Origin of the sequence: Actinoallomurus sp. NPDC050550 (assembly GCF_040655075.1) — a bacterium.
Classification (GTDB): Bacteria; Actinomycetota; Actinomycetes; order Streptosporangiales; family Streptosporangiaceae; genus Actinoallomurus.
In genome coordinates this window covers 16,366-41,223 of record NZ_JBFAJC010000070.1, presented here as the reverse complement: position 1 = coordinate 41,223, position 24,858 = coordinate 16,366, and the positions used below count along the sequence as shown (strand labels likewise).

Sequence of the window (24,858 nt, the reverse complement as noted above, 5' to 3'; positions counted from 1 at the left end):
GCTCCGGAAGCCACGACTACTCGCCTCTGAAAACGGCGGGACGTTTCTCCTTGAACGCTCGGGCGCCTTCCTTGGCGTCGTTCGAGCCGATCACCGGCCAGCCGAGCTCGTCGGAGACCGCCAGGGCCTCGTCCTCCGGCAGGTGCTGGGTCTTACGGTAGGTCTCCAGGATCGCCCGGACGGCCAGGGGGCCGCAGGAGGCGATCTCGTCGGCGATCTCGCGGGCGGTCTTCAACGCCTGGCCGTCCGGGACGATGCGGTTGATCAGGCCCATCCGCAGTGCCTCCTCCGGACTGACGGACCGGCCGGTGAGCAGGATGTCCATCGCGAAGGCGTACGGGATCTGGCGGGGGAGGCGAATGGCGCTGCCGCCCATCGGGAACAGGCCGCGCTTCGCCTCGTACAGCCCCAACGTGGCGCCCTCGGCGACGACGCGGATGTCGGTGCCGACGAGCAGCTCGGTGCCGCCGGCCACGGCGTACCCCTCGATCGCGCTGATCAGCGGCTTCTTCGGCTGGGAGTCGCGCAGCAGGCCCTTCCAGTGGAAGTTCTCGATCTCGGTGGCGCGCTGCCGTACCCGCTCGTCCTCCGACGGCCGGCCCATGGCCTTCAGATCCGCGCCGGCGCAGAACTGGCCCTCGGCGCCGGTGAGGATGGCGACCCGGACCTCCCGGGTATCGGAGACGTAGGCCCACGCGTCGGCCATGCCGACGAGCATGTCGGTGCTGAGGGCGTTGCGGGCCTCGGGCCGGTTCATGGTCACGGTCACGACGTGTCCGTCGCGCTCGACCGTGCAGTGCGGGGTGCTGATGGGCAGCCGTTCCGCCATTGCCGTCCTCCCTGCTCGCGGTCGCGTACGACGTCACGCGACACCAAAACAAGAACGGATTCTAGTGATGCTCCTCGCATCTCAACAGGTCTTGCCGACCAAAACGAGAACGTGATCTACTGCGTGCGGGACACCTCCGTACGACCGGTGCCGAGACGTACAGGGAGAACCGATGGGCTCGTTGGGCTTTTGGCGGCTGGCGCGTACCGATCCGGACTGGATCGCGTGCGTGGACACGGACGGGACCGAGTACCGCGCCGAGGATCTGCTCGCCCGCTGCAACCGCGTCGTGCACGGCCTGCGCGCCCTCGGGCTGCAGCCGGGCGACGGCATCTGCGGCCTGGTCCCCAACGGCGTCGACGGCCTGGTCCTCTACCTCGCCGCCCTGCAGGCGGGCTGGTACTACACGCCGGTCAACTGGCACCTGACCGGCCCGGAGATCGGCTACATCGTCGCCGACAGCGAGGCCAAGGCGTTCTTCGTGCACGAGCGGTACGAGGCCGAGGGCGCGCGGGGAGCGGACGAGGCGGGGCTCGACCCGCGGCGGCGGTTCGCGTTCGGTGAGGTGCCGGGCTTCCGGGACTTCGACGAGCTGGTCGCCGGGCAGCCGGACACGCTCCCGGAGGACCGCACCAACGGCGCGACCATGCACTACACGTCGGGGACCACGGGACGGCCGAAGGGCGTGCGCCGGAAGCTGGCCGGGATCGACGCGGACGACAGCGCCGAGCTGATGACGTTCCTGCTGACGTTCTTCGGCTTCACACCCGGCCCGCCCAACGCCCACCTGGTCACCTCGCCGAACTACCATACGGCGGTCACCCAGTTCGGCGGGTCGGCGCTGCACATGGGCCACACGCTCGTCTACATGGACCGGTGGGACGCCGAGGAGGCGCTGCGCCTCATCGAGCGGTACCGCGTCACGAACACGCACATGGTGCCGACCCACTTCAAGCGCCTCGTCTCCCTGCCGGAGGACGTGCGCAAGCGATACGACGTCTCGTCGATGAGGTGGGCGATCCACGCCGCCGCGCCCTGCCCGGTCCCGCTGAAGCAGGCGATGCTCGACTGGTGGGGCGACTGCATCTGGGAGTACTACGCGGCCACCGAGGGCGGCGGCACGATCGCGAGCCCCCAGGACTGGCGTGCGCACCCGGGAACGGTCGGCAAGGCCTGGCCGATCAGCGAGCTGCTGATCGTCGACGACGACGGCAACGCGGTGCCGCCCGGCACCCCCGGCACGATCTACATGAAGATGGCGGGCGTCTCCTTCGAGTACAAGGGCGACCCGGAGAAGACGAAGGCCAATCAGCTCAAGGACTACTTCACCGTCGGCGACATCGGCTACCTCACCGAGGACGGCTTCCTGTTCCTGTCCGACCGCAAGGCCGACATGATCATCTCGGGTGGCGCCAACATCTACCCGGCCGAGATCGAGAACGAGATCCTCATCCACTCCAAGGTCGCCGACGTCGCCGTGTTCGGCATCCCGGACGACGAGTGGGGTGAGCAGATCAAGGCCGTCGTCGAGCCCGCCGAGGGCGTGGCGCCCGGCCCCGAACTGGCCGAGGAGATCCTCGCCTCCCTCGACGGCCGGCTGGCCCGCATGAAGTGGCCCAAGTCGTTCGACTTCATCGAGCGGATGCCCCGCGAGCCCAACGGCAAGCTCCTCAAACGCAAGCTGCGGGACCCGTACTGGAAGGACCGCGAGAGTGCGATCTGACCGGAGCGGCGAGTCGACGAGCGAGTGCGGCCAGGGGTGGGCCCCCGACAGGGGGCTGGAGACAAGCACGTGGCCGGTGAAGGACGAGCCGGCCGGGGAGCGAGTGAGGAGAGGAGCGCGACCATGAGCGCAGAGGACCCGGAGCCGCTGGTCGCGGATCACGCCCTGGAGTTCCCCGGCGGGTACACCCGGTCGGTGGGCCCGGTGATCGGCCGCTTCCTCACCGAGCTGCGCGACGGCCGCCTTGTCGGGGTCCGCACGGCGTCCGGCGGGGTGCTGTTCCCGCCCGCCGAGTACGACGCCGACGGTGAGGCGGTCACCGACGAGTACGTCGAGGTCGGGCCCGGCGGCACGGTGACGTCCTGGTCGTGGGTGTCGCACCCGCGCGCCGTCCACCCGCTGGACCGGCCGTTCGCCTGGGCGCTGGTCCGGCCCGACGGCGCCGACACCGCCGTCCTCCACGCTCTTGACGTGGGCGTGTTCGAGCCGGGCGCCGACCCGCCGAAGTCCCTTCGTACGGGGATGCGCGTCCGGCCGAAATGGCGGGCCGAGCGGACCGGCTCGATCAAGGACATCGAGTCGTTCCGGCCCGACGTCACGATGATCATGGCGACGAGCCGGGCGGAGTACCGCCTGAACGCGGGCCGGGCGCTGACGAGGTTCCTCACCGGCGTCTCCGAGGGCCGGTTCCTCGGCCACCGGTGCGGCGTGTGCGGCAAGGTCTACGTGCCGATGAAGGGGCTGTGCCCGGTCGACGGCGTGCCCACCACCGAGGAGGTGGAGGTGCCCGGCACCGGCACGGTCACGACGTTCGCGGTGAACAACATCCCGGACCCGCGCGCCCCCGAGGTGCCGTTCGTGTCGGCGTACATCCTCCTGGACGGCGCCGACATCTCTCTGCTCGCGCTGGTGGCGGGCATTCCCGCCGACCAGGTGCGGATGGGCATGCGCGTCAAGGCCGCCTGGAAGCCGCGCGAGGAGTGGGGCCGGACCATGGAGAACGTCAAGTGGTTCGAGCCGACCGGCGAGCCGGACGTCCCCTTCGACGCGATCAAGGACTACCTTTGACGCCCTCCGGCGCCTGGCGGCGCGCAGGATTTCAACCCGTTGCCCCTCGATATGAGGGGCGGAACGGGTTGGGGTTCGCGGTTCGCAGGCTGGGCGTTCCCGATGCCTCCCCGCGCAGTCACCGTCCGCCCGACGGCGATGTCTCGGATGTTTCTGGCCGCGTTCACATCCGCGTGGTCTGTATGCCCACAGGCGCGACAGCGAAAGATCGCTTGGCTCTCACGATTTTTCGCTGCGCGATGCCCGCAGGCGTTGCAGATCTGGGACGTGAACGCGGGATCGACCTTGGTCACCCGGCCGGGTGCCTTTTGCTCCAAGCGGGTCACCAGCAGACCCCAACCGGCCGCGTGGATCGAACGGTTGAGCCCGGCCTTTGCCCGCACGTTTCTACCCGGTTCGTCGACCGTGCCGCGCGCCGACCGAACCATGTTTTTGATCTTCAGATCCTCCACGCCGACCAACGAGAATCGGCGGGCCAGTTCGGTCGAAATCTTTTCGGCCCAGTCCTTACGGCGATCTGTCTCACGGGCTTTAAGCCGTGCGATTGCGAACTTGATGCGAGTACGCCGATTCGAACCGCGCTGGGCTCGGGCGAGCTTGCGCTGCAGTCTCTTCAGCCGTTTAGCTTCCTTTCGGGACAGACCCGGTGCCGACAGCAACTCCCCGGTAGACAAGGCTGCCGAGACGGCCACTCCCCGGTCGATACCGACGGCCTCATCCGTCGTGGGCCGGTTGATGGCTTCGGGTATGACGGCGAATGCGACATGCCAGCGGCCACTCCGGTCTTGAGTGATGCGATAAGACTTCGCATCCACGGGGATAGGACGGGACCAGCGGAACGGGACCCAGCCGACCTTCGGTACCCAGACCTGGCCCACCTTGCGCGAGACCCGGCGTACATCCCACTGGTTGCCTCGTTGCCCGACGATCCGGAACCCCTCATGTCGGCCTCGTTTGCGCCACGTTGGTCGCCGATGAGTTCCGTTGAAGAAGTTACTCGTGGCCTGGGAGAAGTCCCGCAGCGCTTGCTGCTGCACCGTCTGCGATCCAGAGCGCAACCAGGCGGACTCACTCCTGGCCTCCGTCAGCTGGCGGCACTGCTCCCGATAACCAGGTGCGCTCGCTCGCCCGGGTCTCCAGTACAGGTGTTGTTCGACGGCCAGATTCCACACAAAACGGGCGTGCGAACAGTGCTCCAACAAAGCCGTCTCCTGGGCGGCGGTCGGAGCGAGCCGAAATCGCACACCTGCACGCTAACGACCACCACCGACAAACGAGGGAGGTGGCGGCGTTGCATCACCGGTCGGAAGACCGGAATGTCCACGCTGCGACCATGATGAACACAGATGTGGCGGTCGTCGCCTTCGCGCAGACCAAGCACGCCGGCGAGGACGCCGGGCTGACCGAGATCGAGCTGCTCGCGCCGGTCATCACCGAGGTCAAGCAGACCACCGGGCAGAACCGCTTCGGGTTCACCTGCTCCGGCTCGCTGGACTACCTCGCCGGGGCGCCGTTCTCGTTCGTGTCCGCGCTGGACACGGTCGGGGCCTGGCCGCCGATCTCGGAGAGCCACGTCGAGATGGACGGCGCGTGGGCGCTGTACGAGGCGTGGGTCCGCCTGCAGCACGGCGACGTCGACACCGCGCTGGTGTACGGGTTCGGCAAGTCCTCGCAGGGCTCGCTGCGCGAAATCATGACGCTCCAGCTCGACCCGTACTATCTGGCGCCGCTCGGCCCCGACCAGGTGTCCCTCGCCGCGCTGCAGGCCCGCGCGTTCCTCGACGCAGGGCACAAGGAGGACGACCTGCGCGCCGTGGCCGCCCGGTCCCGGGCCGACGGGCGCGCCAACCCGTACGCCCTGGACCTGCCCGACCCGGGCGACGAGGGCTATGAGGTCGCGCCGCTGCGCCCGTACGACTGCGCGCCGATCACCGACGGCGCCGCCGCGGTCGTGCTGGCGGCCGGGGACCGCGCCCGCGAGCTGTGCGACAACCCGGCCTGGATCCGCGGCATCGACCATCGGATCGAGGCCCACTCTCTCGGTGCCCGCGATCTCAGCCGTTCGGAGTCGGCCGCGCTGGCGGCCGAGAAGGCGGGCGTACGGGACGTCGAGGTGGCCGAGCTGCACGCGCAGTTCAGCCACGAGGAGCTGATCCTGCGCGAGGCGATCGGCCTGGCCGACGACGTCCGCGTCAACCCGTCCGGCGGGCCGCTCGCCGCGAACCCGGTGATGGCCACCGGTCTCATCCGCGTCGGCGAGGCGGCGTCGTGGATCCACCGCGGCGAGGCGCGCCGCACGCTCGGGCACGCGTCGTCCGGGCCGTGCCTGCAGCACAACCTCGTCTGCGTCCTGGAGGGCTGAACGATGGGCAACCCCTGCGCGGTCATCGGCGTCGGCCAGACCAAGTACCGCACCAAGCGCACCGACGTGTCCATCGCGGGCCTCGTACGCGAGGCGGCGCTGCGGGCCCTGGAGGACGCCGGGCTGACGTTCAAGGACATCGACGCGGTCGTCATCGGCAAGGCGCCCGACCTGTTCGAGGGCGTGATGATGCCCGAGGCGTACCTCGCGGACGCGCTCGGCGCGCGGGGCAAGCCGATGATGCGGGTGCACACGGCCGGGTCGGTCGGCGGATCGACGGCGAACGTCGCGGCGAGCCTCGTCCAGGGCGGCGTGCACGACCGCGTGCTCGTCGTGGCGTGGGAGAAGCAGTCCGAGTCGAACGCGACCTGGGCGCTGTCCACGCACCCGCCGCTGTCCCCGACGATCGTCGTGGGCGCCGGCGGCTACTTCGCCCCGCACATCCGCGCGTACATGCGGCGCACCGGCGCGCCCGACCACATCGGCACGCTCGTCGCGGTCAAGGACCGGCAGAACGCGCTGAAGAACCCCTTCGCCCACCTGCGCATCCCCACCATCTCGCGGGAGATGGTCGAGATGACGCCGATGCTGTGGGAGCCGATCCGCTACCTGGAGACCTGCCCGTCCAGTGATGGCGCTGCGGCGATGGTCCTGGCCTCCGAGGACGCGGCCAAGCGGGCCCCGAACCCGCCCGCCTGGGTGCACGGCACGGCCATGCGCTCCGAGCCGATCTTCTTCGCCGGCCGAGACACCGTGAACCCGCAGGCGGGCAAGGACTGCGCCGCCGACGTGTACCGGCAGGCGGGCATCACCGACCCTCGCCGGGAACTGGACTGCGCCGAGACGTACGTCCCGTTCTCCTGGTACGAGCCGATGTGGCTCGAGAACCTCGGCTTCTGCGGCGAGGGCGAGGGCTGGAAGCTCACCGAGAGCGGCGCGACCGCCCTCGACGGCGACATCCCCTGGAACGCCTCGGGCGGCGTGCTGTCGTCCAACCCGATCGGCGCGTCCGGGCTCATCCGCTTCGCCGAGGCGGCCCTGCAGGTACGCGGGCTGGCCGGCGAGCACCAGGTCGAGGGCGCGCGCAAGGCCCTCGGTCACGCGTACGGCGGCGGCGCGCAGTTCTACGCGATGTGGGTCGTCGGCTCCGACAAACCCTGAAGACCGCCGGCCCGGGCCGGCCCCGGAGGTTGTGATGGAGTTCAACCACGCCGACCTGTTCGAAGGCCTCGCGGACGCGATCGGGGAGCGGACCGCCGTCGTCGTTTTCGACTCGGCAGGCGATACGCGGCGCCGCACCTACGCCGAGCTGGACGCCGACGCGAACCGGCTGGCGCACCACCTGCGGGACGCGGGCGTCACCGCCGGGCGGCACGTCGGGATCCAGCTGTACAACGGCCTCGAGTACGTCACGGCCCTGCTGGCCGCGCTGAAGATCCGCGCCGTGCCGGTCAACGTCAACTACCGGTACGTCGAGGCCGAGCTGGAGTACCTCTACGACGACGCCGACCTCGTGGCGCTGGTGTACGACGCGGAGTTCGAGGACCGCGTGGCGGCCGCCGCGGCCCGGGTTCCCGCGCTGCAGCACCGGATCGTCGCCGGTGGCACGTCCCCGCACGCGGTCGCCTACCCCGACGCCCTGGCGGGGAGCCCGGCGACGCGCGGGTTCGACAAGCGGTCCGGCGAGGACGTCTACATCATCTACACCGGCGGCACGACCGGCATGCCCAAGGGCGTCATGTGGCGGAGCACGGACCTGTTCATGGCGTTCGGCGGCGGCAACCCGTACGGCGACCCGCGCGAGACACCCGAGTCGGTGATCGAGGCCGCCCAATCCTCCGGGCCACTGGTGATGATGCCCGCCGCGCCGCTCATGCACGGCGCGGCGCAGATGGCCACGTTCATCGGCTGGTGGATGGGCGCGACGATCGTCTACACCCGACGGTTCGACGCGGCCGAGGTGCTGCGGGCCATCGAGGCCGAGAAGGTCCTCACCATCAACATCACCGGCGACGCGATGGCCCGGCCGCTCGCCGACGCCCTCGCCGCCGGATCGCACGACCTGAGCTCCCTCGCCGTGTTCAGCTCGACCGGCGCGATCCTGTCCGGCGCGGTCCGCGACCGCCTGCAGGAGCTCATGCCGAACGTCGCGATCCTCGACAACTTCGGCTCCTCAGAGTCGGGCTTCACCGCCTCCGCCGTGGACGGATCCTCCCCGGAGTCGGGGATGCGCTACCGAGCGAACAACGCGCGGCTACGGGTCCTGGACGACGCGCTGAAGGAGGTCCAGCCCGGATCCGGCGTGCTCGGACAGGTCGCCAAGAGCGGGCACATCGCCTTCGGCTACTACAACGACCCGGAGAAGACGGCGAAGACGTTCGTCGAGGTCGAGGGGGAGCGCTGGTTGCTGACCGGCGACATCGCGACCGTCGAGGCCGACGGCGCCATCGCGGTCTACGGCCGAGGCTCGCAGTGCATCAACACCGGCGGCGAGAAGGTCTTCCCCGAGGAGATCGAGGCGGTGCTGAAACGGCACCCCGCCGTCTTCGACGCCCTGGTCACCGGCATCCCCGACGATCGGTTCGGCAGCCGCGTCGCCGCCGTCGTCCAACCGTACGAGCAGTCCCCGACCGTCGACGAACTCGACGCCCACTGCCGCGGCGTACTGTCCGGCTACAAGGTCCCGCGAACGTACGCCTTCGTCGAGGAGATGCGCCGCTCGCCCGCCGGCAAGGCCGACTACCGCTGGGCCAAACAGATCGCCGAACAGGCCGCCGCCCGCACGTGACACCGTCGCGCCTGAGACGCGCACCGGGGAACCTCCTTGCCGGGTGCTGGATACGATGGTTGGAGAAGCTCGTCTTCAGAGCGTCTCCGGGATCGAAAGTGGGGGTCGATGGCGTCGTCCGAGCGTGCGGAGCTCATCGCGGAGCTGAGTCACCAGGCCCGGGTGAGCACCATGTGGACGGTGCTGCTGCACAACGCGATCGCCAGTAGATCGGGCATCAACGTCACCGACATGCAGTGCATCAACCTGCTGCAGCTGCGCGGCCCGATGACCCCGGGACAGCTCGCCGACGCGATGTTCCTCACCACCGGCGGCGCGATCACCGCCGTGATCGACCGGCTCGAGAGGGCCGGGATGGTGCGGCGTCGCCGGGACGACAAGGACCGCCGCCGGGTCATCGTCGAGGCACTGGAGGAAGGCCCCATCATGGAGCTCGGCCGCAGGTTCATGCCCGTGGCCGAGTTGTACGAGAAGGTCATGGCGGACTTCAGCGACGATGACCTGCGGTCCATGATCACCTATGTCACCCGCAACAACGAGATCTCCCCGGAGGTCATCGAGCGGGTGAAACGACTCGGCTGACCGCTCGCAGCGGTCCCCACGTCATGCGGCCGGCACTGCGCAGGGAACAATCCCTGTCGGCGGGACGGCGCAGAAGCGATGGGCTCAGTCGAAGAGCTCCGCGGCGGCCGAGATGACGACCGCACGCTGCAACCACACCTCGAGCTGGGCGAGATCCGTGCATCCGGTTACGCGAGCACGGATCTCAGGTGAGACGCAGATGCCACGGCCAGACAGCACCATCAGGACGGCCTTGGCCGCCTCTTCGACCTTGCCGTTGTCGAAGTAGTGGCGGGCGAAGTCGCTCTGGTACTCGTAGTTCTTGAGCTTCATCAGCGTCTCCAGGTGGTGCCGGGCGGCCTGCGGAAGCATTGCGGATACGACATCATGATAGAGCGCCCGGTGATCGGGATCGAGCGCTCCGTAAGCGTCGACCAGCGACTCGAGGGTCTTGGCTCCGTCCGGCCGGCCGCCGTGCGCCATTGCGGAGAGCACGGCGAGTTCGGGGGTCCGGGCGGCATCGTCAGGCTCGATCACCTGCGGGATCTGATCCGGGCCGAGAACGATCGGCGTCAGCATCATCCCCGGGTGATCGAGATCGATCGGACGCGAGGCCCACCTGGCCACGGCGGGAACCGGGCAGACGACGAGCAGCTTGACCGGACACCTCAAGCGATAGCGCAGGCCCATCAGATAGAACGGCCAGCTGTAGAGCTTGTCCTTGTCCTCGTCGCCCTGGACCTCGACGATTAACGCGAAGTTCCTCTTCTTCTCCCAGTACTCGATCACCGCGTCCGCACGCAGCTCGGCGAGCCGATCGTCCGTGACGTTCTCAGAACGGATCCGGGCCTCTCGGTATCGCGGAAGCGAAACGCCGAGCGAGCGACCGACGATCTCCGCGGCCAGTGCCGGGCGACTGCGGAACATCTCGCAGATCGCTTCATGCTTGCTTGAGGGCATGGCAGTGGATACTAACTGCAATCGAACAGTCACGCTCGGCAATATCGTCGGAAATCCTCGTTGATCAGCCGATGGCCGGTGAGGCGATGACGACGGTGACGTCCGCTGGTACGTCGCCGGTGCGGTAGGAGTGGGGGGCGTCTCCGGCGAAGGCCAGCAGGTCACCGGTGCTGAGCGAGCGGGGGTCGTCGGCGGGACCGGCGTCGAGGCGTCCGGACGCGACGAGCAGGTGTTCGACCGTGCCTGGCGCGTGGGGAACGCCGTCGATGGAGGTGTGCGCGGGGAGGCGGAGCCGCCACAGCTCGAGGCTGTGACCGCCGCTGATCCTGCGCAGCAGTTCGCGCGTGGGCCCCTCGTCGTTCGGGGCGGTCGCGGGAAGGTGCAGGGTCTCCGGGGCGGCGTCGCGGGTCAGCAGGTCGGTGAGCGGGATGCTCAGGGCGACGGCGATCGCGTCGAGGGTGTCGATCGTGGGGTTGCCGGCACCGGCCTCCAGTTGCGACAGCGTGGCCTTGCTCAATCCGGTGCGGCGGGCCAGCTCGGCCTGGCTCATCCCGCGCTGTCGGCGGCGGCGCTGGATCTGGGCTCCGGCCGCGGCCGCCGCGCTGCTGGTGGCCCGGCGCTCGGACCGGTGCGCAGGATCGGTTCCGGTCACTTCAACGGCCCGTGGGAGGCGGTGTAGGAGACCCGGACGCGGCCCTTCTTCATCTTCACGGCCGTGATCGTAACGTCCGCGAGGTCGGCGAGGCTCCGTACGTGCGTCCCGCCGCAGGGTGCGGCGTGCAGATCGCCAAGCCGCACGATGCGCCGGCCTTCGGCGTCGTGTTCGGCGGTGACGGGGAGATCCTCGGCGATCGCCGTCGCGACCCGTGCCCGCAGTCGGTCGGCGGCCTTCTCTCGATCCTCCGGGTCGGCCAGGCTCGCGGCCGTCTCGGCCAGGGTGAACTCGATGCGTGCCTGGCCGGGGAAGTGGATGTTGCCGGCGAGGACCCATCCCTCGGCCCGCCCGGCCGCCTCGATGAGGTGACCGGCCGTGTGGAGCGCCGCGTGCAGCAGCCGCAGATCGGCGTCGACGAGAGCCTCCACGATGTCGCCTTCGGCGAGGGCGTCCAGCGTGCGCCCCCGATCGTCGCGGGAGTGCAGCACGACGAGACCCGTCTCGGGGTCACGCGCCGGGGCGACCTCGCACTCGCCGAGCCGGCCGCGGTCGGCGGGCTGCCCGCCTCCCTGCGGATGGAAGATGTTCTCCCGTACGGCGACCCATGCCTCGCCGTCGGCGGTGCTGCCCGTCGCCGCGACGTGCGCGGTGACCGCCGTGAGGTAGGTGTCCTCCAGGTAAACGGCCGTCTGGGGCTCCATACGGGGCTTCTCTTGATGAACCATACGTTCAATATAACGAACGAATCGTCCCGTCTGGATCGACGGGCCGGTCGCGTGGGTCGGCAGCTACGAGTTGCCGGTGCCCGCGAGGGAGTGAGCGCCGGTGCTCTCGATCAGCGCGTCGAGGAGGGCTGCGGTGGCGGGAGGCTGGGGCGGCTCGCCGTACGTCGCGGCAAGGACGTACCGGGTCGAGTCGGGCAGCGCGACCGTGCGTACGGCCGGGTTGCGGGCGGCTTCCAGGGCTAGGGCGGGCAGTGCCGTCACGCCGAGACCGGCCGCGACGAGGGCCTGGACGGCGACGAAGTCGTCGGTGGTGAAGGAGACCCGCGGGCTGAACCCGGCGCGTTCGCACATCTCGAGGAGATGGCGGCGGCAGCGGTCGCAGCCGGCGATCCACTCCGCGTCCGTGTACGCCGCCAGGTCGGAGCCCGAGTCCTCCGCCGTGACCAGGTGGCTGGGCTCGTCCAGCAACCGCCGGAGGTGGATGTCGCCCTCCTCGGCGCCGGTGTCGTACCGGAAGATCACCGCGACGTCGACGTAGCCGGCGCGGAGCATGCGGACGGCCTCCGGCGGCTCGGCCTCGGTGAGGCTGACGCGCAGGCCGGGATGGCGCTCGGCCAGCAGTGACGCGGCCCGCGGCACGAAGGTGCCGAGCGCCGACGGGAAGGCGGCCAGCCGGACCCGGCCCTGGGTCAGGCCGACGTGGGCGGACAGCTCGGCCTCGGCCGCGTCGAGTCGCCCGAGGATCTCCGCGCCGCGCTCGGCGAGCGTGCGGCCCGCGTCGGTGAGGCGGATGCCGCGCCCGACCCGCTGCACGAGCTTGGCGCCGGTTTCGGCCTCCAGCCGCGCGAGGTGATGGCTGACCGACGGCTGGGAGTAGTGCAGCTCCTTCGCGGCGGCCGTCACCGAGCCCGTACGGGCCACTGCGACGAGCACGCGAAGCCGGGAAACGTCCAGCATGAGGCCAATATATCGACGGTTTCTATGGAACAGGCCGACGATTGGCATTGGACCGATGAGTGACCCGCCCGGCACCCTGGAGGGGACGAAGGAGGTTCGCTATGACACTCGTGCTCAGCACCGTACGGCCCGGCCTGGAGGATCTGGTCACGGGCGTGCGTTCCGTCGTGGACCTCCACGCGGACTGGCGGGAGACCGCGCGGCTCGTCGCCGCCGAGCTGCGGCGGCACATGCCCACGCCGGACGTGCTGACCGCCGAGGAGCGGATCGGCGACCCTGACCGGTACGTCAGCCACACGCTCTACGTCGAGCCCGGCGGCGGGTTCTCCCTGGTGGGGCTCGTGTGGCGGCCCGGGCAGGTCACCCAGATCCACGACCACGTGACCTGGTGCGTCTTCGGCGTGCTGCAGGGCGTGGAGCATGAGGAGCTCTACGTCCAGCGGGACGACCACCTGGTCCGCGTCGGGGTCAACGACAACCACGTCGGCGAGGTCAGCGGCTTCGCGCCGCCCGGCGACATCCACCGGGTCCGCAACTCCGGCGACGGCACCGCGATCTCCCTGCACATCTACGGCACGGACATCTCCCGCGTCGACTCCAGCGTGCGGCGCTGTTACGACCTACCCGTACGGGACTGACCGGCCCTGGTCGACGGCGCGTACGGGCCTGGTCGGCCGATCGTTCGCCGTGACCCGGGGCGAGGACGGCAGTGTCCGCGTGTGGACCCTGAAGTTCGGATGGCCCAGCCGTCTCCGCGTGTGGACCGTGACGCTCAGTTAGCCCGGAGATCCACGGTTTCCGAGGACTCGGTGAGGTCGTCGAGGACGTCCGGGAGCGGATCGACGCCGAGACCCGCGCCGTCCGGGACCCGCATCATTCCGTCCCGCAGCACGAACGGCTCCGTGACGTCCTGCGTGTAGTACCGGTCCGACGCGGAGACGTCCCCGGGCAGCGTGCAGCCGGGCAGCGCCGCGAAGGCGAGGTTGGCGGCGCGGCCCAGGCCGGTCTCGAGCATTCCGCCGCACCACACCGGAAGGCCGTGGGCGACGCACACGTCGTGGATCCGCCGCGCCTCCAGGTAGCCGCCGACGCGGCCGGCCTTCACGTTGACGATCGAGCACGCGCCGAGCGTGATGGCGTCGGCGGCGGACCGGGCGGAGACGATCGACTCGTCGAGGCAGATCGGAGTCGTGAGGCCCTCCGCGAGCCGCGCGTGCCCGAGCAGGTCCTCCTCCGGCAGCGGCTGCTCGATCAGCAGCAGGTCGAAGGGGTCCAGCGCGGCGAGGTGCCGCAGGTCCGTGCGGGTGTACGCGGCGTTCGCGTCGACCTGCAGCGGGATGTCGCCGAACCGCTCCCGCACCGCGCGCACCGGCTCGAGGTCCCACCCCGGTTCGATCTTCAGCTTGATCCGTACGTAGCCCTCCTGGAGATAGGCGTCGACCGCGTCCAGCAGCTCGGGGATCGAGTCCATGATCCCGACGGACACGCCCGCCGGCACCCGCGTCCGCGTCGCCCCCAGGTACGCCGCGTACGACAGGCCCGAGACGCGCAGCTCGGCGTCGAGCACCGCCATCTCCACCGCGGCCTTCGCCATCGGATGCCCCCGGACCGGCGCGAACGCCGCGCCGAGTGCGCGGGCGGTGACGTCGGCGGGCAGCCGGGGGAGCAGGTGGTCGCGGATCACCTGCTCGGCCCCGTCCACGTACTCGGCGGAGTACAGCGGCTCGGCGGAGGCGACGCACTCGCCCCACCCCTCCGCCTCGTCCCCGAACACCCGGACGAGCAGGACCTCCCGGTCGACGTCCGTGCCGAACGACGTGCGGAACGGCGTCACCAGCGGCATCCGGATCCGCCTGAGCTCGACCCCGGACAGTTTCATCGCGCGCACTCCAGCAGGTAGTAGCCGGCTCGAGTGAAGCCGGTGACGTGGAATCCCCCGGCCAGCGCACCGCCGAGCGCCGCGCGCTGGGCCTGGCGCCACTCCCCGGCGGCGTCCTGGCAGACCGCTCGCACGGTCGTGATGTCGGCCGGCGTCCCGACCGCCACGGTGGTGGCGCCGGCCGGGTCGCGGCGCTCGGGGCGGCCCAGCGCGTCCTCGGCCAGCGTGATCACCGTGTCGTCCCCGGGCTCGGGCCGTGTCGCCGATGTGCCGGCGACCGCCGCCGCCACCTCCGGGCTGTCGAGCCGCCACTCGACGAGGAGGCGGTCGCTGGGGTCGCCGATGTTCAGCTCATCGGGCATGTCGCCGTAGAAGTTCTCGAGGTATGCGGTCGCGCGGGCGGCCAGCTTGGCCAGGTTGAAGTGGGCGTTGCGCCGGGCGAGCGGGTCGAACGTCCAGCTGATCGTCATGATGCCCCGCTCGAGGGCCCACTCGCGCTGATGCGCCTTGATCGCGAAGCCGACGCCCCGCCCCTGGACGGCGACGCCGGTGATGTGGGAATGCAGGCCGCCGTCCGCGGTCGGGAACGCCGCGCATGCGCCGATCATCGTGCTGCCGTGGAACGCCCCGGCGACATAGCCGCCGATGTGGCGGGTCACCTGCAGCATCTCGAACGGCATCGGGTCGGTCGGCCGCCAGATCTCCGCGAGCAGCGCGGAGGCGGTGTAAAGATCCTTCGCGGCCGTCAGTTCGCGTACATCCATGTACCGATCGTGACGTCTCGCCGCCCCCGTGGGAACACCGGGGTCCGGTCAGGGGATGACGGGCAGCGGGTTGCCGCTCTTGGACGGGGACGGCTTCGCGGACTTGGTGTGCTTCGGCGTGCCCTTGGACGGGCTGGTACCGCCCGACGACGGCTTCCCGGTCGGCTGCTGCGCGGTGTCGTTGCGCGTGCTCGGCGGCGCGATGGAGACGGGCAGCGGGATGAGGTTCTGGACGTAGACGTCGAACCACCGGCCGCTGCCGGTCAGGTCGGCCGTCTCGTTCCCGAACGGGCCCATCTCCTGCAGGGCCTTGTCCAGGTTTCCCTGGTTGCGCTGCAGGATCTGCACGACCTGGTGGAGGTTCCGGAGGGTGGGGCCGAGGGTGGCCTGGTTCTCCTGGATCGTCCCGGTGATCTGTTGGGACAGGGCGACGGTGCCGGTCAGCAGCTGGTTGATGACGACCCGGCGGTTGTTGATCTCCTGCAGGAGAAGGCCGCCGTTCTGCACCAGTACGGCGAGGTCACCGCTGCGGGAGGCCAGCAGCGAGGTGACGTTGCTGGAGTGCTTGAGCAGCTGGCCCAGCTCGTCGTCGCGGGAGGACACCGCCTGGGAGATCTTCTGCAGGCCCGCCAGGGTCCGCCGGAGGTTCTCCGGCGAGCCCTGCATCGTCTGGGTCAGCGTGTCCATGGCCTTGGCCAGCTGCTTGGTGTCGATCTGACCGAGTTGCTTGCTGGCGTCCTGCAGGGCGGGCACCACCTCGTACGGCGCCGAGGTCCGCGAGAGCGGGATCTGCTCGCCCGTCGGCTGCCGGCCGGGTCCCTTCGGATCCAGGGCGAGGAAGTGCGAGCCGAGAATGGTCTTGATCTTGATCTGGGCCCGCGTCTGCGTTCCGAAGTGCGCGCTGCTGGTGAACTTCACCTTCACGTGGTCGCCGTCGAGGTCGACGCTGTCCACCTTGCCGACCTTCACGCCGGCGATCCGGACCTCTTCGCCCGGCTTCAGCCCGCCCGCCTCGGCGAACGCCGCGGAGTACGTCGTGCCGCCGGCGAACTGCTGCAGGTTGAACGCGAGCAGGGTCGCCAGGCCGGCGGTGGCCAGGCCGGCGATGCCGATCGGCAGCGGATTGCGCTCCCGGAATGGACGCATCTGCGCGGCACCTCGCGTCGAGTTTCGGCGGACTGGGCGCGCGGTCAGGGCCGCAACCCGGCGTCCATGCGGACACGCGACTGCGGAGAGAATCCTGGCGCGTCAGTGAAAGGTACTGACGCGTAGCGTGGCCGACAAGAACCCGCTGTGCTCGATCCGGGGCATGCTCTACGCACAATTGCATGTCCCCCCAGGTCAGCAACGCCTTACTGGCGGGATCGAGTGACGTAACTCACGTTCGCGCGATGATCGCCGATCCGTGCCCGAACAGTCCCTGGTTGACCGCGATGCCGGCCCGTGCCCCTTCCACCTGGCGTTTTCCCGCCTGTCCGCGCAGTTGCCAGGTGAGTTCGCAGATCTGGGCGATCGCCTGCGCGGGGATCGCCTCCCCGAAGGACGCCAGCCCGCCGCTCGGGTTGACCGGGATCCGGCCGCCGAGCGCCGTCGCGCCGTCGCGCAGCAACCCCTCCGCCTCGCCCGGTTTGCACAGGCCGATGTCCTCGTACCAGTCCAGCTCCAGCGCGGTGGACAGGTCGTAGACCTCGGCGAGCGACAGATCCTCCGGGCCCAGCCCGGCCTCCTCGTACGCCGCCGCGGCGTTCGCCGCCCGGAACGGCCGTTCCGGCGGGTCGACGGCGACGCTGGAGTCGGTGGCGAAGCTCGCCAGCTCGAGCACGGTGTGCGGGAACGTCGGGGTCACCGTGGAGAGCGCCCCGATCCGCACGGGCGTGCCGTGGCCGTGGCGCCGCGCGTACTCGAGGCTGGACAGCACGACCGCCGCACCGCCGTCACTGGTCGCGCAGATGTCCAGCAGCCGCAGCGGGTCGGCGACCACGGGCGACGCCGCGACGTCGTCCGCGGTGACCTCCTTCCGGTACCGCGCGTACGGGTTGTGCAGCCCGTGCCGGGCGTTCTTGACCTTCACCGCGGCGAAGTCGTCCCGGGTGGTGCCGTACAGGGCCATCCGGCGGCGGGCGTACAGCGCGAAGTACACCGGGTTGGTCGCGCCCAGCAGGCGGAACCGCAGCCAGTCCGGGTCGTCGGGCCGGTCGCCGCCGACGGGCGCGAAGAACCCCTTCGGTGCGGCGTCGGCCCCCACCACCAGCGCGACGTCCACGAGACCGGCGAGGATCTGCGCCCGCGCCGTGCTCATCGCCTGCGCACCCGAGGCGCAGGCCGCGTAGCAGCTCGACACGCGCGCCCCGGACCAGCCCAGGGCCTGGGCGAACGTAGCGCCGGCGATGAACCCGGGGTAGCCGTTCCGGATCGTGTCGGCGCCCGCGACGTACTCGATGTCCGTCCAGACGAGGCCGGCGTCCTTCAACGCGTCCCGCGCCGCAGCGAGGCCGTACTCGACGAAGTCGCGCCCCCACTTGCCCCACGGATGCATGCCGACCCCGAGGACGGCGATGTCGTGTTGGCCGCTCACTCACCCTCCTCACTCGCTGCGCCGGGCTCGCTCGGGTTCTCGGTCACTCGCCCTCCTCCGGGAGCGGGCGCCATTTCCAGACGAGGTGGCCCGGGTCGAGCTCCTCGACGACGAGCTCGACCTCCATTCCGACGGCCAGTTCGTCGACGCCGATCCCCTTCACGACCTGGCCGAGGACGACGATGCGCTCCGCCGCCAGCTCGACGGCGGCGATGGCGTACGGCTCGAAGTCCTCGTCTGAGACGTACGGCGGCGGAGGACGGTAGCGGGCGTCGGCGTACGACCAGATCCGTCCCCGATCCGAGAGCGGGGTCGTGACGAGTTCGTCGCCGTCGCAGACGGGATTGCGGCAGGTCAGAGTCTGCGGCGGGAAGTAGACGGTGCCGCAGGCGGTGCAGCGGGTCCCGGTCAGGCGTGGCGGATCGATGGTGAACCAGCCGTCGACCACGCTGACCGGCCCGTCTGCGCGGTCCACGGCCGGATCGTTCCCGGATGGGTGCTGCGCCACCGGCGGCCTCCTAGTTGACCAAGCGACCGCTCAAATCTATAACGTGTTCTACTCGAGCGGAAGGGGCGTGGGGGACGACGGCGAGTTCGGCCGGTAGGTAGGGCTGGGCATACCCCGAGGTTGGGGGATCTCCGTGATGTCGACGGGGTCGTTTCGGCGGTGGGATCTGTCCCATGACCTTCCACCCTTCCGCCCGTTCGGTAAGGGCGGCGCTCGGCGGTGTCGCCGGGGTGCTGCTGCTCGGCGGGTTTTGCCACGCGGTTCCGGGCACGTCTTCGATGTCGGCCCGGCCGGTGTCCGCCCGTTCGTCCCACCCCACCGTGACGTGGGTGCAGAGCTGGGGTGCGGCCATGCAGCGGCCCACCCCCGGCACCGAGGACAACGGCCCCAACTGGTCGACGGAGGGGTTCGCCGACCAATCGGTGCGCCAGGTGATCCGGATGAGCGCCGGCGGCTCCAAGGTCCGGATCCGGCTGTCCAATCTGTACGGGACCAGGCCGCTGGAGGTGACCGGGGCCGGCATCGCGCGCTCCGCGGGAGGCGCCCTGGCGTGGCCGGGCACGCAACGCCGGCTGACGTTCGGCGGGCGCTCGTCGGGCACTGTTCGCGTCGGCGGTGAGCTGGTCAGCGACTCGGTGGCGCTGCCTACCGCGCCACTGGAGAAACTGGCCGTCACGCTGCGGTTCGCCCGACCGACCGGGCCGGCGACCTTCCATCGCTTCACGACCGAGACGTCGTACCGGGCCACCGGCGACCATCTTTCCGACGTCGGCTCCAGCGCCTACTCCGGGTCGACCGCCTCCTGGTACTACCTGACCGGCGTCGAAGTGGCCGGTGGAGGCGGCGCGACCGAAGGCACCGTCGTGACCTTCGGGGACTCCCTCGTCGACGGAGTTGGATCCACGGCCGGAGCCGACAGCCGGCTGCCCGACGACCTGGCCGAACGGCTGGCCGCGGCCCACCGGCCCGTCGCGGTGATCAACGCCGGAATCGGCGGCAACCGGCTCCTGAGCGACACCGCGTGCTACGGGGACCGGGCGACCACGAGATTCCGCAGGGACGTCCTCGATCGGCCCGGCGTGCGATCGGTGATCATTCACCTGGGCGCCAACGACATCGCCGCCGCCAAGATCCAGGACGACTGCCTGAAGCCGAGCCCGCTGGTGACCGCGCGGCAACTGATCGACGGGTACCGGGCACTCATCCGGGCCGCCCACGCCCGTGGCATCAAGGCCATCGGCGTCACCATCCCGCCGATGAAGGGCGCACTGTTCCCGATGTGGAGCCCGGCGGCCGAAAAGGTCCGTGACGAGGTGAACCACTGGATCCGGACCAGCGGCGAGTACAACGCCGTCCTCGACGCGGACCGCGCCTTGGCCGACCCGTCCGAGCGGGATCGCCCCCGGCCCGGATACGTCTTCATGGACGGGCTGCATCCGAATGACGCCGGCTACCAGGCGATCGCCCGCGCCGTGGCGCTGGGCTCCATCTGAATCGAGCCCATCTTCGGCAGCGGCTCACTGGACGGACGCGCACCAGGGGCCGCCGGCTACCAGGCGACCGCCCGCCCCGCCGCCGCTCAACGGACGGGCGAGCCGGGCCCGCGCTCGGCGGGTCGGGACAGGGGCCGGGCGGTCAGGGCGGCGACTGCCAGGAGGGCCAGGGCGTAGCCGACCGTGGCCGGCCAGCGGCCGTGTTCGTACGCGAGGCCGCCGGCCGAACCGCCGAGGCTGCTGCCCGCGTAGTACGCGAACAGGTACAGCGCGGACGCCTGCGCCTTCCCTGCCGCGGCGCGTCGTCCGACCCAGCCGCTGGCGACCGAGTGCGCCGCGAAGAAGCCCGCGGTGAAGACGAGCAGTCCCACGGCCAGGACGGGCAGCGCGTGCGGCAGGGTCGCCAGCAGCCCGGCGGCCACAAGGGCGAACGCGCCGAACAGCACGGGGCGGCGCCCGACCCGGTCGGCGAGCGATCCGGCGGCCGGCGAGCTGACCGTGCCCGCGAGGTACATCAGGAAGACCAGGCCGGTGACCCACTGCGGCAGGCCGAACGGCGCGGCGAGCAGGCGGTAGCCCAGGTAGTTGTAGACCGTGACGAACCCGGCCATCAGCACCAGCGCGATCAGGTACAGCCGACGCATCGCGGGGTCGCGGAGGTGCCGGATGAGGGGCCCCGGGCCGGTCCGGGCGGGTTGGAAGCAGCGGGAGCGCGGCAGCAGCACCCCGAAGACGAGGGTGAGGAGCAGCGCGCCGAGGGCGGTGACGCCGAGCGCCCACCGCCAGCCCGCCAGGTCGGTCGTGAAACCGGGAACGAGCCGCCCGAGCAGGCCGCCGACGGTGTTTCCGGCGATGTAGCGGCCCATCGCCCCGCCGAGCGCCTCGGGGTGGACCTCATCGGCGAGGTAGGCCATCGCGACGGCCGGCACGCCGGCGAGCGCGATGCCCTGCGCCGCGCGGATCGCCGCGAGCGCGGGGAACGACGGGGCGAACGGCAGGAGCAGGCCGAGTACGGCCGCCGCCACCGAGGAGACCGTCATGATCCGGGTCCGGCCGAAGCGCTCCGACAGCGAACTCACCGGGATCACCGCGAGCGCGAGCGTGCCGGTCGACAGGGACACCAGCAGGCTCGACGTCGTGGGGGAGACGCCGAAGACCCGCGACAGCTCCGGGAGCAGCGCCTGCGTCGAGTACAGCGACATGAACGTGGTCAGCCCGGCCGCGAACAGCGCGAGGTTCACCCGGCGCAGCCCGCGCGAGCCGCGGCGGTGTCGAAGATCCAGGTCCGGAGGTGAGGTGACGAGCACCCATTCAGGCTGCGCGAGGGTGAACCGATGCGTCCAATGAAAGTTTCTCCTGAGAACTATGCTCGACGGTTATGGATCTGGAAACGGTTCGCTGGTTCCTCGCGGTCGCCGAGCAGCGGCACGTCACCCAGACCGCGGCCGAGCTGCGGATCTCCCAGCCGGGGCTGTCCCGGGCGATCGCCCGCCTCGAACGCGAACTGGGAGTGCGACTGTTCGACCGGGAGGGGCGGACGCTCCGGCTCAGCCCGTACGGCGAGATCTTCCGCCGGCACGCCGAGCGGCTCGTCGCCGAGGAGAAGGCGGCGCGTCACGCCCTGGCGCAGGCCGCCGACCCCGCCGGCGGCGAAGTGGGACTGGCCTTCCTGCACACCCAGGGCACCGCGCTCGTTCCGGAGCTGCTCCGTGACTACCGGCGGGAGCATCCGCGCGTGACGTTCCGGCTGAGCCAGGGCAGCAGCGAGCACATCAGAGCGGCGGTCGCCGAAGGGCGGGCCGACCTCGCGATCACCAGCCCGCGCCCGGCGGAGCTGGCCTGGCACCCGCTCGCGACGGAACACCTCCACCTCGCGGTCCCGGCCGGGCACCGGCTCGCCGGGCGCAAGCGGGTGCGCCCGTCCGAGGCCGCCGACGAGCCGTTCATCCTCATGCGGCACGGGTACGGCCTGCGCTCGATCACCGACGAGCTGTTCCGGAGCGAGGACATCCGGCCCGAGATCGCGTTCGAGGGGGAGGAGGCCGCCACGCTCCGCGGGCTGGTCGCGGCCGGGCTCGGGGTCGCCATCGTGCCGCAGGGCGAGCCGGTCTCCGGGGTGTCCGAGGTCGTCATCACCGGCGCGCACCGCACCATCGGCCTGGCCTGGGTGGAAGGCCGGACGCGCCCGCCCGTCGTCGAGGGCTTCCGCCGTTTCGTCATGGCCCGCGCCGACGCCTGACGAGCGACGTCGTCGCCGCGCCGGGGAGTGAGGGGCGGCGCTCGCTCGGTTCGATCCGGCCCTCAGTTCTTGAGGGAGGCGACCATCCGGCGCAGCCCCGCGAGCCAGCGGTCACGGTCGGTGGCCTTGCGGCGCTCGAACTCGGCCACCTCGGGATGGGGGAGGATCAGGAACGCCTCGGCCACGAGCCCCGCGACGACCGCTTCGGCGACGTCGTCGGGTTCGAGCACCGCGCCCGCCGCGGCCACGACCTGACCCGCCATGCCTTCGAGGGCCTCGGTGAGGAGCGGGGTGCGCACGCCCTGCGGGCACAACGCGCTGACCTTGATGCCCTGGTCGCCGTAGGTCAGCGCAAGCCACTCGGCGAACGCCACCGCGGCGTGCTTCGTCACGGCGTACGGCGCGTCGCCGGGCTGGGTGAGCAGGCCGGCGGCCGAGCAGGTGTTGAGGAAGTAGCCCTCGCCGCGTTCGAGCATCCCGGGAAGCGCCGCCCGCGCGGCGTACACGTGCGCCTGGACGTTGACCGCCCAGGAGGCCGCCCACTGCTCCGGCGTCGCCTCCAGCCCGGCACCGGTGCCGATGCCCGCGTTCGAGCAGACCAGGTCGATCGGGCCGAACTCACCGGCTTCGCCGATCATCGCCCGCACCTGCTCCTCGTCGCCGACGTCGGTGCGGACCGCGACCGTACGGCAGTCCAGCGCGGCGGCGACCCGCTCCACGGCGTCCAGGTCGAGGTCGGAGAGGCAGAGCGCAGCCGCGCCCTCGGCGGCGAACCGGCGGGCCAGCGCCGCGCCGATTCCGCTGCCGGCACCGGTGATCACGATGTTCTTCCCGCTGATCTGCATGGCAGGAACGTAACATCCGGGACTAGGGTAGTTGAACCTGATTCGGTTGTCAGAAAGCTCCAGGCGTGAGCATGAAAGGCGGCAGCATGGCACTCGAGACCGGTCTGGCGGGCAGGACCGCCCTGATCACCGGCGCCTCGCGCGGCATCGGCAGGGCGACGGCGGAGGCCCTCGCCGCGGAGGGGTGCAACGTCGTGCTGTCCTCCCGGAAGCAGGACGCCCTGGACGAGGTCGCCAAGGAGATCCGCGCCGCTCACCCGGGCGTCGGCGTCCTCCCGAAGGCCGCGCACGTCGGTGACGCGGACGCCGCGCGGGCCTGCGTCGAGGCGGCCGTCGCCGAGTTCGGGAGCGTGGACGTCCTCGTCAACAACGCCGGCACCAGCCCGCACTTCGGCCCGATGGTCGACATCGACGCCGCCCGCGCCGACAAGACCGTCCAGGTCAACCAGTTCGCCGTGGTGCTGTGGACACAGCTCGTCTGGAAGCTGTCCATGGCGACGCGCGGCGGGGCGATCGTCAACATCTCCTCGGTCGGCGGCATGGTGACCGAGCACGGCATCGGCTACTACAACGCCACGAAGGCCGCGGTCATCCACCTCACCCGGCAGTTCGCCGTCGAGCTCGCGCCCTCCGTGCGCGTCAACGCCGTCGCGCCGGGACTGGTCAAGACGCAGCTCGCCCGGGCACTGTGGGAGGAGAACGAGGAGAAGATCGCCGCGTACCTGCCGCTGGGTCGCCTCGGCGAACCCGAGGACATCGCCAAGGCGGTCGTCTTCCTCGCCGGGGACGCCGCGAGCTGGCTGACCGGGCAGACCCTCGTCGTCGACGGCGGCTCGACCGTCCGCCCGACCATCGTCTGAGGAGGCTCCGCATGTCTCGATGGGGACTGACGATTCCGCTCATGGGTGTGCCACTGGCCGAGCACCGGAAGGTGGTCGAAGGGCTGGTGGACCTTGGATACACGGACGCGTGGTCGGCGGAGACCGCCGGGACCGACGCGTTCACGCCGCTCGCCCTCGCCTCCCAGTGGGAGCCGCGGCTGCGGCTCGGCCCGGCGATCGTGCCCGTCTACACGCGCGGTCCCGGCCTGCTCGCCCAGCAGGCCGCCACCCTCGCCGACCTCGCCCCCGGCCGGTTCGTCCTCGGCATCGGGACGTCCTCGCCGGTGATCGTGGAGCGCTGGAACGGCATCCCCTTCACCGAGCCGTACCGGCGGGTGCGGGACACGCTGCGGTTCCTTCGCCGGGCCCTGGCCGGCGAGAAGGTCAGCGACGAGGCGCTCGGCGTGAGCGGTTTCAAGCTGGAGACTCCGCCGCGGACGCCGCCGCCGATCGTCCTCGCCGCACTGCGCCCCGGCATGCTCCGGCTGGCCGCCCGTGAGGCCGACGGTGCGATCACCAACTGGCTGGCGCCGTCCGACGTCCCGAAGGTCCGGGCCGAGTTCGGCACGGAGAAGGAACTGATCGCGCGGATCTTCGTCTGCCCGACGTCGAACGCCGATGAGGCGCGGGCGCTCGGCCGGCGGATGATCGCGGCGTACCTGACGGTTCCCGTATACGCGGCCTTCCACGAGTGGCTCGGCCGCGGTGAACGGCTCGCGGCGATGAACGAGGCGTGGGCCGCAGGCGACCGCAAGGCCGCCCTCGCCGCCATTCCGGACGACGTGGTCGACGACCTCCTCGTCCACGGCTCGCCGGACGAGTGCCGGGAACGCGTCCGCGCGTACGTCGACGCCGGCCTGGACACGCCCGTCCTCGCCGTGTTGCCGAACAGCGAGACCCAGGTCACGGACGCCGTACGCGCGCTCGCTCCCTAGGCCGGCATCTCGGCAAATCGCAAGATCGGGGATGTTTGGCCCCGCAGACGGTCGGGCATGGCAGGCCGCATGCATGGGGCGGCCGCGCTCCGTGCTGACCTGCAACCGACC

24 protein-coding genes are annotated in these 24,858 nt (G+C 70.8%); 11 read left to right on the top strand and 13 right to left on the bottom strand.

Translation table 11 applies throughout. From position 1 onward, the window contains the following. Positions 1 to 16 precede the first annotated feature (16 nt). Positions 17 to 829, bottom strand: coding sequence for a crotonase/enoyl-CoA hydratase family protein (locus AB0I04_RS48735; RefSeq protein ID WP_360901503.1), 813 nt, complete (start codon positions 827 to 829; stop codon positions 17 to 19). 172 nt (positions 830 to 1,001) lie between these two features. On the opposite strand from AB0I04_RS48735, the gene AB0I04_RS48730 reads away from it, so the two are divergent. Together AB0I04_RS48730 and AB0I04_RS48725 are read left to right on the top strand one after the other, a co-directional pair. Continuing rightward, positions 1,002 to 2,552 (top strand): acyl-CoA synthetase, encoded by a 1,551-nt coding sequence (locus AB0I04_RS48730; protein ID WP_360901500.1) that lies wholly within the window; start codon positions 1,002 to 1,004, stop codon positions 2,550 to 2,552. A 123-nt stretch (positions 2,553 to 2,675) separates the two neighbouring features. Further along, entirely contained in the window at positions 2,676 to 3,620 is a 945-nt protein-coding gene (locus AB0I04_RS48725) for an OB-fold domain-containing protein (protein ID WP_360901497.1), read from the top strand. On the opposite strand, the gene AB0I04_RS48720 is transcribed toward AB0I04_RS48725, so the two are convergent. After that, positions 3,611 to 4,864, bottom strand: a complete 1,254-nt coding sequence (locus AB0I04_RS48720; protein ID WP_360901494.1) for a transposase — start codon at positions 4,862 to 4,864, stop codon at positions 3,611 to 3,613. The genes AB0I04_RS48725 and AB0I04_RS48720 overlap by 10 nt on opposite strands. 92 nt (positions 4,865 to 4,956) lie before the next feature. On the opposite strand from AB0I04_RS48720, the gene AB0I04_RS48715 reads away from it, so the two are divergent. The 4 genes from AB0I04_RS48715 (at position 4,957) to AB0I04_RS48700 (ending at position 9,352) form a co-directional block, all read left to right on the top strand. Then, positions 4,957 to 5,982: a thiolase domain-containing protein gene (locus AB0I04_RS48715; RefSeq protein ID WP_360901532.1), complete on the top strand. Its 1,026-nt coding sequence runs from the start codon at positions 4,957 to 4,959 to the stop codon at positions 5,980 to 5,982. Positions 5,983 to 5,985: 3 nt separating this feature from the next. Continuing rightward, positions 5,986 to 7,143, top strand: coding sequence for a thiolase domain-containing protein (locus AB0I04_RS48710; RefSeq protein ID WP_360901491.1), 1,158 nt, complete (start codon positions 5,986 to 5,988; stop codon positions 7,141 to 7,143). 34 nt (positions 7,144 to 7,177) lie between these two features. After that, the gene (locus tag AB0I04_RS48705) at positions 7,178 to 8,770 is read left to right on the top strand and encodes an acyl-CoA synthetase (RefSeq protein ID WP_360901488.1); all 1,593 of its coding nucleotides are present in this window, start codon (positions 7,178 to 7,180) and stop codon (positions 8,768 to 8,770) included. A 108-nt stretch (positions 8,771 to 8,878) separates the two neighbouring features. Next, positions 8,879 to 9,352: a MarR family transcriptional regulator gene (locus AB0I04_RS48700; protein WP_360901485.1), complete on the top strand. Its 474-nt coding sequence runs from the start codon at positions 8,879 to 8,881 to the stop codon at positions 9,350 to 9,352. Positions 9,353 to 9,436: 84 nt separating this feature from the next. Here AB0I04_RS48700 and AB0I04_RS48695 read toward each other — a convergent pair whose 3' ends face one another. From AB0I04_RS48695 to AB0I04_RS48680, 4 genes are all read right to left on the bottom strand, one after another. Beyond that, a complete protein-coding gene (locus tag AB0I04_RS48695; RefSeq protein ID WP_360901482.1) occupies positions 9,437 to 10,324 on the bottom strand; it encodes a hypothetical protein in 888 nt (295 codons plus the stop codon). 31 nt (positions 10,325 to 10,355) lie between these two features. After that, positions 10,356 to 10,943, bottom strand: a complete 588-nt coding sequence (locus AB0I04_RS48690) for an XRE family transcriptional regulator (RefSeq protein WP_360901479.1) — start codon at positions 10,941 to 10,943, stop codon at positions 10,356 to 10,358. After that, complete coding sequence (locus AB0I04_RS48685) at positions 10,940 to 11,647, bottom strand: hypothetical protein (RefSeq protein WP_360901476.1); 708 nt, start codon at positions 11,645 to 11,647, stop codon at positions 10,940 to 10,942. Before AB0I04_RS48685 ends, AB0I04_RS48690 begins: the two co-directional genes overlap by 4 nt. Before the next feature lie 87 nt (positions 11,648 to 11,734). Then, the gene (locus tag AB0I04_RS48680; RefSeq protein ID WP_360901473.1) at positions 11,735 to 12,628 is read right to left on the bottom strand and encodes a LysR family transcriptional regulator; all 894 of its coding nucleotides are present in this window, start codon (positions 12,626 to 12,628) and stop codon (positions 11,735 to 11,737) included. Positions 12,629 to 12,729: 101 nt separating this feature from the next. Between AB0I04_RS48680 and AB0I04_RS48675 the strand changes: the two genes are divergently transcribed. Then, positions 12,730 to 13,266 (top strand): cysteine dioxygenase family protein, encoded by a 537-nt coding sequence (locus tag AB0I04_RS48675; RefSeq protein WP_360901470.1) that lies wholly within the window; start codon positions 12,730 to 12,732, stop codon positions 13,264 to 13,266. A gap of 134 nt (positions 13,267 to 13,400) precedes the next feature. Here the strand turns inward: AB0I04_RS48675 and menC are convergent, their stop codons facing one another. The 5 genes from menC to AB0I04_RS48650 form a co-directional block, all read right to left on the bottom strand. Further along, positions 13,401 to 14,507, bottom strand: a complete 1,107-nt coding sequence (gene menC, locus AB0I04_RS48670) for an o-succinylbenzoate synthase (RefSeq protein WP_360901467.1) — start codon at positions 14,505 to 14,507, stop codon at positions 13,401 to 13,403. Continuing rightward, entirely contained in the window at positions 14,504 to 15,271 is a 768-nt protein-coding gene (locus AB0I04_RS48665; RefSeq protein ID WP_360901464.1) for a GNAT family N-acetyltransferase, read from the bottom strand. Before AB0I04_RS48665 ends, menC begins: the two co-directional genes overlap by 4 nt. Positions 15,272 to 15,319: 48 nt before the next feature. Beyond that, a complete protein-coding gene (locus tag AB0I04_RS48660) occupies positions 15,320 to 16,417 on the bottom strand; it encodes an MlaD family protein (RefSeq protein ID WP_360901461.1) in 1,098 nt (365 codons plus the stop codon). Positions 16,418 to 16,649: 232 nt separating this feature from the next. Further along, positions 16,650 to 17,846 carry a lipid-transfer protein gene (locus tag AB0I04_RS48655; RefSeq protein WP_360901458.1) on the bottom strand — a complete coding sequence of 399 codons (1,197 nt, stop codon included), beginning with the start codon at positions 17,844 to 17,846 and terminating at the stop codon, positions 16,650 to 16,652. A 43-nt stretch (positions 17,847 to 17,889) separates the two neighbouring features. Further along, positions 17,890 to 18,321: a zinc ribbon domain-containing protein gene (locus tag AB0I04_RS48650; protein WP_360901455.1), complete on the bottom strand. Its 432-nt coding sequence runs from the start codon at positions 18,319 to 18,321 to the stop codon at positions 17,890 to 17,892. A 206-nt stretch (positions 18,322 to 18,527) separates the two neighbouring features. On the opposite strand from AB0I04_RS48650, the gene AB0I04_RS48645 reads away from it, so the two are divergent. Then, positions 18,528 to 19,847 (top strand): SGNH/GDSL hydrolase family protein, encoded by a 1,320-nt coding sequence (locus AB0I04_RS48645; RefSeq protein ID WP_360901452.1) that lies wholly within the window; start codon positions 18,528 to 18,530, stop codon positions 19,845 to 19,847. An 86-nt stretch (positions 19,848 to 19,933) separates the two neighbouring features. On the opposite strand, the gene AB0I04_RS48640 is transcribed toward AB0I04_RS48645, so the two are convergent. Continuing rightward, entirely contained in the window at positions 19,934 to 21,154 is a 1,221-nt protein-coding gene (locus AB0I04_RS48640; protein WP_360901449.1) for an MFS transporter, read from the bottom strand. A 71-nt stretch (positions 21,155 to 21,225) separates the two neighbouring features. Here AB0I04_RS48640 and AB0I04_RS48635 point away from each other — a divergent pair, with 71 nt between their 5' ends. Next, positions 21,226 to 22,086, top strand: coding sequence for a LysR family transcriptional regulator (locus AB0I04_RS48635; protein WP_360901446.1), 861 nt, complete (start codon positions 21,226 to 21,228; stop codon positions 22,084 to 22,086). A gap of 62 nt (positions 22,087 to 22,148) precedes the next feature. Here the strand turns inward: AB0I04_RS48635 and AB0I04_RS48630 are convergent, their stop codons facing one another. Then, positions 22,149 to 22,931, bottom strand: coding sequence for an SDR family oxidoreductase (locus AB0I04_RS48630; protein WP_360901443.1), 783 nt, complete (start codon positions 22,929 to 22,931; stop codon positions 22,149 to 22,151). An 86-nt stretch (positions 22,932 to 23,017) separates the two neighbouring features. Between AB0I04_RS48630 and AB0I04_RS48625 the strand changes: the two genes are divergently transcribed. Both AB0I04_RS48625 and AB0I04_RS48620 read left to right on the top strand, forming a co-directional pair. Beyond that, entirely contained in the window at positions 23,018 to 23,791 is a 774-nt protein-coding gene (locus AB0I04_RS48625; protein WP_360901439.1) for an SDR family oxidoreductase, read from the top strand. 11 nt (positions 23,792 to 23,802) lie between these two features. Then, complete coding sequence (locus AB0I04_RS48620; RefSeq protein ID WP_360901436.1) at positions 23,803 to 24,747, top strand: LLM class F420-dependent oxidoreductase; 945 nt, start codon at positions 23,803 to 23,805, stop codon at positions 24,745 to 24,747. The last annotated feature ends 111 nt before the right edge of the window (positions 24,748 to 24,858 follow it).

Coding starts and splice junctions, on each gene's coding strand:
- menC (WP_360901467.1), bottom strand. CDS start 14,507: ATGAAACTGTCCGGGGTCGAGCTCAGGCGGATCCGGATGCCGCTGGTG.
- AB0I04_RS48735 (WP_360901503.1), bottom strand. CDS start 829: ATGGCGGAACGGCTGCCCATCAGCACCCCGCACTGCACGGTCGAGCGC.
- AB0I04_RS48620 (WP_360901436.1), top strand. CDS start 23,803: ATGTCTCGATGGGGACTGACGATTCCGCTCATGGGTGTGCCACTGGCC.
- AB0I04_RS48630 (WP_360901443.1), bottom strand. CDS start 22,931: ATGCAGATCAGCGGGAAGAACATCGTGATCACCGGTGCCGGCAGCGGA.
- AB0I04_RS48625 (WP_360901439.1), top strand. CDS start 23,018: ATGGCACTCGAGACCGGTCTGGCGGGCAGGACCGCCCTGATCACCGGC.
- AB0I04_RS48675 (WP_360901470.1), top strand. CDS start 12,730: ATGACACTCGTGCTCAGCACCGTACGGCCCGGCCTGGAGGATCTGGTC.
- AB0I04_RS48710 (WP_360901491.1), top strand. CDS start 5,986: ATGGGCAACCCCTGCGCGGTCATCGGCGTCGGCCAGACCAAGTACCGC.
- AB0I04_RS48715 (WP_360901532.1), top strand. CDS start 4,957: ATGAACACAGATGTGGCGGTCGTCGCCTTCGCGCAGACCAAGCACGCC.
- AB0I04_RS48685 (WP_360901476.1), bottom strand. CDS start 11,647: ATGGAGCCCCAGACGGCCGTTTACCTGGAGGACACCTACCTCACGGCG.
- AB0I04_RS48645 (WP_360901452.1), top strand. CDS start 18,528: ATGACCTTCCACCCTTCCGCCCGTTCGGTAAGGGCGGCGCTCGGCGGT.
- AB0I04_RS48680 (WP_360901473.1), bottom strand. CDS start 12,628: ATGCTGGACGTTTCCCGGCTTCGCGTGCTCGTCGCAGTGGCCCGTACG.
- AB0I04_RS48635 (WP_360901446.1), top strand. CDS start 21,226: ATGGATCTGGAAACGGTTCGCTGGTTCCTCGCGGTCGCCGAGCAGCGG.
- AB0I04_RS48730 (WP_360901500.1), top strand. CDS start 1,002: ATGGGCTCGTTGGGCTTTTGGCGGCTGGCGCGTACCGATCCGGACTGG.
- AB0I04_RS48665 (WP_360901464.1), bottom strand. CDS start 15,271: ATGGATGTACGCGAACTGACGGCCGCGAAGGATCTTTACACCGCCTCC.
- AB0I04_RS48660 (WP_360901461.1), bottom strand. CDS start 16,417: ATGCGTCCATTCCGGGAGCGCAATCCGCTGCCGATCGGCATCGCCGGC.
- AB0I04_RS48700 (WP_360901485.1), top strand. CDS start 8,879: ATGGCGTCGTCCGAGCGTGCGGAGCTCATCGCGGAGCTGAGTCACCAG.
- AB0I04_RS48725 (WP_360901497.1), top strand. CDS start 2,676: ATGAGCGCAGAGGACCCGGAGCCGCTGGTCGCGGATCACGCCCTGGAG.
- AB0I04_RS48705 (WP_360901488.1), top strand. CDS start 7,178: ATGGAGTTCAACCACGCCGACCTGTTCGAAGGCCTCGCGGACGCGATC.